The 1352-nt window shown below is 49.7% G+C and carries 2 protein-coding genes; both read left to right on the forward strand.

What is annotated here, in order from left to right; translation table 11 throughout:
- Positions 1-368: 368 nt before the first annotated feature.
- The gene (locus tag ABYW01_RS21295; protein ID WP_193955322.1) at positions 369-674 is read left to right on the forward strand and encodes a hypothetical protein; all 306 of its coding nucleotides are present in this window, start codon (positions 369-371) and stop codon (positions 672-674) included.
- Positions 675-771: 97 nt separating this feature from the next.
- Positions 772-1352: AAA family ATPase (locus ABYW01_RS21300; RefSeq protein WP_372836610.1), on the forward strand; the 581-nt coding region annotated here is incomplete at its 3' end.

Genomic DNA, 1352 nt, shown 5'->3' on the forward strand with positions numbered 1-1352 from the left:
CTCTCTGTTTATAGAACTGGCACGGTACTTGTATTAAGTAGAGTCAGCCATGATGGCGGAGCGTTGATGCCTTAGCGCAGTGTCCCGCCAGTCTGGCTAGATTTCCAGCCTTCCTTGATAGGGGGTCACAGGGGCTGGAGGAAATCTTGCCTGTCTTATCAATGTGACACATAGCACTCTAGGTTCGCCCCGGCTTATGTCGGGGCTTTTTTTTATCAAGTATCTGATTTTTCGCGTGTAAATTTCCTCATACCCTTATTCTGCACCCTCAACTAAGCTTAAGTAGCTTACAGCGAGCTGGATCTGATCTGATCCAAGTCTGGCGCACGGAACGTACAGCCTGCTAATTAACGAGAGGAGCCTGTGCTATGAATATGTCTGAATTCATCACTCTGGCGGAACAGCATCGTCTGCGTAACGTAAATTTCATTGAGTCCGGTTGTGGTCCAATGGTGATTCAAGTTGAATACGGCAAGGACAAAGAGGTTGCAAAGGATCTGATTAAAGATAATGAAGGTGGTGTGATTACCTGTAGAAGTGTGACCGAAGCCTATGACATTTGTCACCGGGCCGGTGTGCATCGTGCCAATCTGGTACAGGTAATTCCCCATGATGAGGCTTGCACAAACAGCTTTGCTGACTATCACAGTGAATCTATTCCGTTGAGGTTCTGATCCATATTGAACTCCCGGATGGAGACTGCTGTCTGTTTTCGGGAGTCATTTGAAAAATGTCTGAAGTTCTTTTTGTGACAGCAACCAGGGACGCGATATGCAGGAAAAGATAGACCATGCCATTGAGGTGATTGGTGGTGTGTTATACGGCAAGGAACGGCAGATTCGGCAGGCATTGACCTGTCTTTTTGCGCATGGGCACTTACTCATTGAAGACCTGCCGGGTATGGGTAAAACCACGTTGGCGCATGCTCTGGCGCAGGTGATGGGTCTGAACTATCAACGCGTACAGTTCACCAGCGATATGCTGCCCGCTGACCTGTTAGGTGTGACCGTGTTTGATGCGGGTAACAGTGAGTTTCGTTTTCATCGCGGGCCCGTGTTTACACAGCTGTTGTTAGCGGATGAGATTAACCGCACGACACCTAAAACCCAGAGTGCATTACTGGAGGCGATGGAGGAGCATCAGGTTTCTCTGGACGGCCAGACCTATCCATTACCCGACCCGTTTTTTGTTATTGCCACCCAAAACCCCCTGAGCCAATACGGGACCTTTCCTTTACCGGAGTCGCAGCTCGATCGTTTTCTGATGCGTATTGAGCTGGGCTACCCGGCCCATGAAGCTGAGCGGGAGCTGTTAAAAGGCGGGGATGTTCGGGGTCGCATTGGTGATCTGCC

This window comes from Pontibacterium sp., assembly GCF_041587635.1.
In the GTDB taxonomy this organism is placed as follows: Bacteria; Pseudomonadota; Gammaproteobacteria; order Pseudomonadales; family Balneatricaceae; genus Pontibacterium.

What these genes read in the sequence shown, in the direction of transcription:
- ABYW01_RS21295 (WP_193955322.1), top strand. Translation starts at nt 369, where the DNA reads ATGAATATGTCTGAATTCATCACTCTGGCGGAACAGCATCGTCTGCGT.